This is a genomic window from Nautilia sp. (assembly GCF_053994455.1).
Genome location: NZ_JBMYAU010000067.1, coordinates 1 through 6,123 on the forward strand (window position 1 = coordinate 1; position 6,123 = coordinate 6,123).

Annotated in this window: 6 protein-coding genes; all 6 read left to right on the top strand. The window is 35.3% G+C overall.

Annotated elements, in window-relative coordinates; translation table 11 throughout:
• Window positions 1–22 precede the first annotated feature (22 nt).
• The 6 genes from ACXJIE_RS04955 to ACXJIE_RS04980 all read left to right on the top strand — a co-directional run bounded on the left by ACXJIE_RS04955 (window position 23) and on the right by ACXJIE_RS04980 (window position 6,115).
• Entirely contained in the window at window positions 23–694 is a 672-nt protein-coding gene (locus ACXJIE_RS04955; RefSeq protein ID WP_456479869.1) for an ABC transporter ATP-binding protein, read from the top strand.
• 1 nt (window position 695) lies between these two features.
• Window positions 696–1,904: an ABC transporter permease gene (locus tag ACXJIE_RS04960; protein ID WP_456479870.1), complete on the top strand. Its 1,209-nt coding sequence runs from the start codon at window positions 696–698 to the stop codon at window positions 1,902–1,904.
• Window positions 1,905–1,935: 31 nt separating this feature from the next.
• Window positions 1,936–2,652, top strand: coding sequence for an outer membrane lipoprotein-sorting protein (locus tag ACXJIE_RS04965; RefSeq protein WP_456479871.1), 717 nt, complete (start codon window positions 1,936–1,938; stop codon window positions 2,650–2,652).
• Between the two features lie 2 nt (window positions 2,653–2,654).
• Window positions 2,655–3,674 carry a hypothetical protein gene (locus ACXJIE_RS04970; RefSeq protein WP_456479872.1) on the top strand — a complete coding sequence of 340 codons (1,020 nt, stop codon included), beginning with the start codon at window positions 2,655–2,657 and terminating at the stop codon, window positions 3,672–3,674.
• A 39-nt stretch (window positions 3,675–3,713) separates the two neighbouring features.
• Window positions 3,714–5,729, top strand: coding sequence for an NAD-dependent DNA ligase LigA (ligA, locus tag ACXJIE_RS04975; protein ID WP_456479873.1), 2,016 nt, complete (start codon window positions 3,714–3,716; stop codon window positions 5,727–5,729).
• 203 nt (window positions 5,730–5,932) lie between these two features.
• Window positions 5,933–6,115 (top strand): hypothetical protein, encoded by a 183-nt coding sequence (locus tag ACXJIE_RS04980; RefSeq protein WP_456479874.1) that lies wholly within the window; start codon window positions 5,933–5,935, stop codon window positions 6,113–6,115.
• Window positions 6,116–6,123 lie beyond the last annotated feature (8 nt).

The window sequence follows — 6,123 nt, forward strand, 5'->3', positions numbered from 1 at the left end:
ATTATAACAAAAAGGCTTTGCAATGGTGAAACTTAAAAACGTCCATAAGTCATATAAAACGGGGGAAATTGAGGTTAAGGTTTTGGAAGGGCTTGACCTTGAGATTGAAAAAGGCGAGTTTGTGGCTTTAATAGGCCCGAGCGGCAGCGGTAAAACCACGATTTTAAATATTATCGGCGCGCTTGACAGGGCAGATGAGGGAAGAGTCGAGGTTGCCGGTGCGGATATTACAAAAAAGGATGAAAAAGAACTTACGAAATTCAGAGCCGACCATTTGGGGTATGTTTTTCAGGATTTTAACCTGATTGAGGTGTTTAACGTATTTGAAAACGTCAATTTTCCTCTTAAGGTAATACATAAAAGAAAAGACGATGAAAAAGTAAAAAATCTTCTTAAAGACATAGGTATGAGCGATCAAATAAATAAGTTTCCTGACCAGTTATCCGGCGGACAGAAACAAAGGGTTGCGGTGGCAAGGGCGCTTGTAACCGACCCTCTTATAGTTTTGGCCGATGAACCTACCGCAAACCTTGACAGCGTAACAAGCCATAGGGTAATTGAACTTATGCGTAAAATGCAAAGGGAATTCAACACCACTTTTATTTTTTCAACACACGATACGCATCTTATCGACGAGGTTGACAGGGTTTTATATCTGCAGGACGGAAAAATAATAAAAGACGAAAGGAAATAAAATGGAAAGTTTTAAAATAGCGTTTCGTAACCTCGTCAGAATGGGAAGAAGGACAGCCCTTACAGGTTCGCTTATAGCAATAGGCGTGGTTTTTGTAGTGCTTTACATTACGTATGCCGAAAGCTTTAAAAACTCAATGATAGCTCAGATTACCGACAGCGTGATGGGTGAGCTCCAAATTCACAAAAAAGGATACGTTTCAAGTCTTGATTCGCTTCCTCTTGATAAAAATTTAGGTCCTAAAATCGTTAAAAAAATTGAAGAAAAACTAAACTCAATGCCTGAAATTCATTCATACAGCAAAAGGCTGAAATTCGGGGGGATGATAAGCAATTATACCGATTCTACAAATATCAGGCTTAATGGGATAAATCCTCAGATGGAAGCAAAAACCCTGCCGCTTTTGAAAGAAAGACTAAGAGGCCATCTTCCTAGAGTTGGTGAAATTGTAATACCAGAACTTATTGCAAAAGGCCTCAAACTAAAAATCGGTGACGTTGTGGTGCTTGTGGCTACCAACAAAAACGGAAGTATGAACGCAAAGACGCTAAAAGTAAGCGGAATTGTAGGTATAATTTCCGGTCCCGGCGGAAGAGACGGGTATATTAACCTTAAAGATGCAAGAAAGCTTTTAAGGATCAAAAAGTCGGAAATAAACGAAATAGTAATAAAACTCAAAAACCCGGATATGCTCGAAAAAGTAAATAAAGAACTTGTAAAATTCGTAAAAAGTATTAAAAAACCTAAACTTGAGGTGCATACGTGGATTAAACTCTCTCCTTTTGCGAATATTGTAAAAATGCTTGATTTGATGACGTTCAGTATTGAAATTATTCTTATTTCCATCGTGCTTGTATCAATTTTAAATGTAATGATTATGAGTGTGTATGAGAGAATCAAACAGATAGGAACCATGAAAGCGATGGGAACGCCTAAAAGCTTTATCGTTTCAATGTTTGTAAATGAAGGGCTGCTGCTCGGTATTTTCGGATTTTTTATAGGGGTTGTTGTAAGTGTCGCTTTTGTGTATATAATAGGTGATATCCATTATAGTTTCGGAAGGCAGAGCAATTTACTTTTAAAACCGGTAATTGATTGGAAAAATGTTACGGGTGTGGGGGTAATGGTTGTGGTAATTGCGGTAATTGCAAGTTTGTATCCGGCATTTAAAGCGGCAAGTTTGAAACCTATAGAAGCGCTTAGAAGTTAAAAAAGTAAAAATTAAAAGTTAAGGATGGAATATGAAAAAATTACTATTAGCAGTATTGGTTCCCGTGTTTTTGTTAGCAGGAAATATTCTTGAAGAGATTGATAAAAACTTAAATCCTGCAAGTTTTGAAGCATATAAAAAGCTTATAAACATCGAACCCGACGGCAGCAAAAAAGAATTTCTTATGTGGATGATTAAAAAAGACAAGGATAAAATCGCAAATCTCTTTTTAAAACCAAAAAGCGACTACGGCAGGGCGCTTTTAAGGCTTGGGGATAATATGTGGCTTTATATCCCGGGGATTGCAAAACCTTTGAGGGTTGCGTCCGCTCAGAGTGTAACGGGAGGAGTGTTTAACAACAGCGATATTTTAAGGGTTGATTATGCGGTTGAATACGATATAGAAAAACAGGTGGGTGATACTCTTTACCTCAAAGCAAAAAGCGAAGATGTCACTTATGAAAAGGTTGTTATGAAAATAGATCTTAAAAGAAAACTTCCTCTAAAGCTTGATTGTTATGCCGGGGGGATTTTGATTAAAACGATTGAATACGGAAAAATTACCGATTTTGGAAACGGAATAGTAAGACCCGCGGTTATGCAGACGACCTCACCGCTTCAAAAGGGATATAAAAGTATTATGATTTGGGCTAAGATTAAACCAAGAAAGCTTAAAGACGAATATTTTACACTTGAATTTATGCCGCATCTTAATGAAATAAGAAAATCAATTTTAATGAAGAATTGAGAATGAAATTCAAATATATTTTTTCATTATATGCATTGTCTTGCCTTGTATTAACAGCAGGGGATTTGGATAATATAGATATATCTTTTGATTTAGAAAATTTAGACAAACCTTACAGCTACAAAGGCTATATTAAGCCGGAATTTTATTATATTGAAGATAAGGAAAAATATACAAAATTTAAAAGTGAGCTTAATTTTGAGGGTGATTATAAAAAGAATGAATGGTATTTCAAAGGAAACTGGAGCGGGTATTATACAACCGACAAATACGATACTTCAACATACGGCATAGTAAATGAGCTTTACGTTAAATACGGGGATGTAAATAAAAATATTACATTTGGAAAAGAGCTTTTAAAATGGGGGAAAGGGTATGCTTATAGCGCGGTTAGTTTCTTTACGCGTCCAAAAAGCCCTCTTTATCCCGAGGATTTAAAGCAGGGTTATGAAGTTGTGCATTTTAAAACAATAGATACACCAAATTCTACGGTTAAAAATTATTCACTTGATTTAATCTATATGCCGTCATCAAATACCTTTAATTCCGATTTGCAAAAATCACAAAACTGGGGTGCGAAGCTTTATATGCTTTATAAAGATATTGATATTGACTGTATGTTTGAAAAAAGTAATGTATATCCCGACAGATACGGGGTTGATTTTTCCTTTAATTTGATGACGGAACTTGAAATGCACGGGGAATATGGCTTTGATGAAAAAAACAAAAATTCATACCTTTTAGGGTTTAAATATGCAAGCGAGTATGATTTCAGTGTTACGGGTGAATGGTATAAAGACTGGAATAAAAACAAATTTTTGTATGCTAAAATCTCAAAAAAAGATTTTTATATTGACTATCTTACAGCTTATATTACCGCAATACGAAACTATACTAAAAATATGAATTCATTATTAATCGGAGGAAGCTACGATTTTAAAAATAATTTTGTTTTAACCGCAGAATATCTTACTTCTACCAAACAAAAACAGACTAAAATCTCTCTTAGCTACTATTTTTAATCTTCTTTTTGTTATAATCAAAATAAAAACGGAGTTGGGATGATAAAAAATTATAATGAATATAAAAAAGCCGTTGAAACACTTAAAAAATGGGCATATTATTATTATGTTTTAGATAATCCTTTAGTTACGGATGAAGAATACGATAAGCTCTATCATGAAGTCGAAGAGTATGAAAAGGCCCATCCAAATGAAATCGACCCTTCATCACCTACTCAAAGAGTCGGTGATGTTGTGCTTGAAGGTTTTGAAAAAGCAAAACATTTAAGCCGTATGTGGTCTATGGAAGACGTGTTTAACGAAAACGACTTTTTAGACTGGGTCGGAAGGGTTAAAAGGATTTTGGGACATGAAGATTTTAGTTTTTATATAGAGCCTAAATTTGACGGGGCGAGTTTAAACCTGGTATATGAAAATGGCAAACTTATAAGAGCGGAAACGAGAGGTGACGGCGAAATAGGTGAAGACGTAACGCTTAATGCAAAGACTATAAAATCCATTCCGCTTGAAATAAAAGAAAAATCTCTTATTGAAATAAGGGGTGAGGTTGTAATTAAAAAAGATGATTTTGAAAAACTGAATGAGGAAAGACTAAAAAACGGCGAGCCTACATTCGCAAATCCAAGAAACGCCGCAGCGGGGAGCCTCAGGCAGCTTGATCCGAAAATTACCGCAAAAAGACCTCTTATATTTTATCCCTGGGGAGTAGGCAAGGGGATTGAGAATGGAGAATTTAGAATTGAAAATTATGAATACGGTAAAAAAATTATTACTAAATACAGTGAACTTATGGAGTATATTTATTCGCTTGGCTTTAAAGAACCTCCTAAAAGAGGGGTTTGCAAAGAAATAGAGTGTATTGAAAAAAAATATGAAGAGTTTATAGAGTTTAGGGAAAGTTTTGAAGTAATGCTTGACGGGATGGTGGTTAAAGTAGATGAACTTAAATATCATGAGATTTTAGGTTACACACAAAAATATCCGCGCTGGATGGTGGCGTATAAATTCCCTGCCGTTGAAAAAGAGACAATTATCGAAGATGTGGTGATACAGGTCGGAAGGACGGGCGTTTTAACACCGGTAGCTATATTAAAGCCTGTGGAAATCGGGGGAGTGACTGTTGAGAGGGCGACTCTTCACAATTTTGACGAAATTGAAAGAATGGATGTAAGAATAGGGGATCATGTTATTGTGATAAGAAGCGGGGATGTGATACCTAAAATTACTAAAGTCCTTACATGGAAAAGAGCTGGAGAGGAAAAACCGATTCCGCGTCCTACCCACTGTCCCGTATGCGGTGCGGAAGTGCTGGACGAGGGTGGACTTATTAAGTGTCAAAACCTTTCATGTCCGGCGAGGGTTGTTAATACAATAATTTATTTCGCAAGTAAAAACTGCCTGGATATTGAGGGGCTTGGGGAAAGTGTCGCAAAACTTTTGTATGAGCATGGACTTGTAAAAGATATAACGGACATATTTAAATTAAAAGTGGAGGATCTTGAAAAACTGCCTCTTTTTGCCAGGAAAAAGGCCGAAAATCTTGTAAATGCCATAAAAAGCAGAGTAGGGGTTGAGTGCTGGAGGTTTGTAAATGCATTGGGAATTGAACATATAGGGGAAGTTGCAAGCAAAAAAATATGTGAAAAATTCGGTGTGGAATTTTATAAACACGACCCGGAAGAGTTTGAAGAAATAGAAGGTTTCGGATCTGAAATGGTAAAATCCATTGCAGAATATATAAGGGTAAACAAAGAAAAAATAGAAAAATTAATTGAAATACTAAAACCTAAAAATCCTGAAAAAAAAGAAGTTAAAGAGTCTGCTTTTACCGGTAAAACGGTGGTGTTAACTGGGACAATGAGCAGACCAAGAAGCGAAATTAAAAAGATATTGGAAGATTTAGGTGCAAAAGTTACAAACAGCGTAAGCAAAAAAACGGATTTCGTTATATACGGGGAAGATGCCGGAAGCAAGTATGATAAAGCCGTTAAACTAGGAGTGAATCTTTTGAGTGAAGAAGAGATGTGGAGGTTAGTGAAGGGTGAAAAAGGGTGAAAATGAGCGCAGCGAACCCGGCCACTTAAAAAGTAGCGGGGGGAGGGTGAAAGAAGGTGAAAGATAGGGAATTTGTTTTGAATTAGTATAAAACTTTTCTACCCCAATAACTAATATACAAATACACTAATAACAAATACACAAATATGTATATTTTTGCTATAATATAATAAAAGAAGGTATAAATACAGGCGGTGTTTGATATGAATATAGAAGAATTTGACAATAATTTTTTTAAAATGTTAAAAATAAAATTTAAAAATGCCAAAATGAAAATAATAATTAAAGAAGATGAAACCGAATATTTATTAAAAAATGAAGCTAACAGAGAATTTTTATTGAAATCTTTAGATGATTTAAAAAGCGCTAATGTGATATTATTATAAAAAAGGAT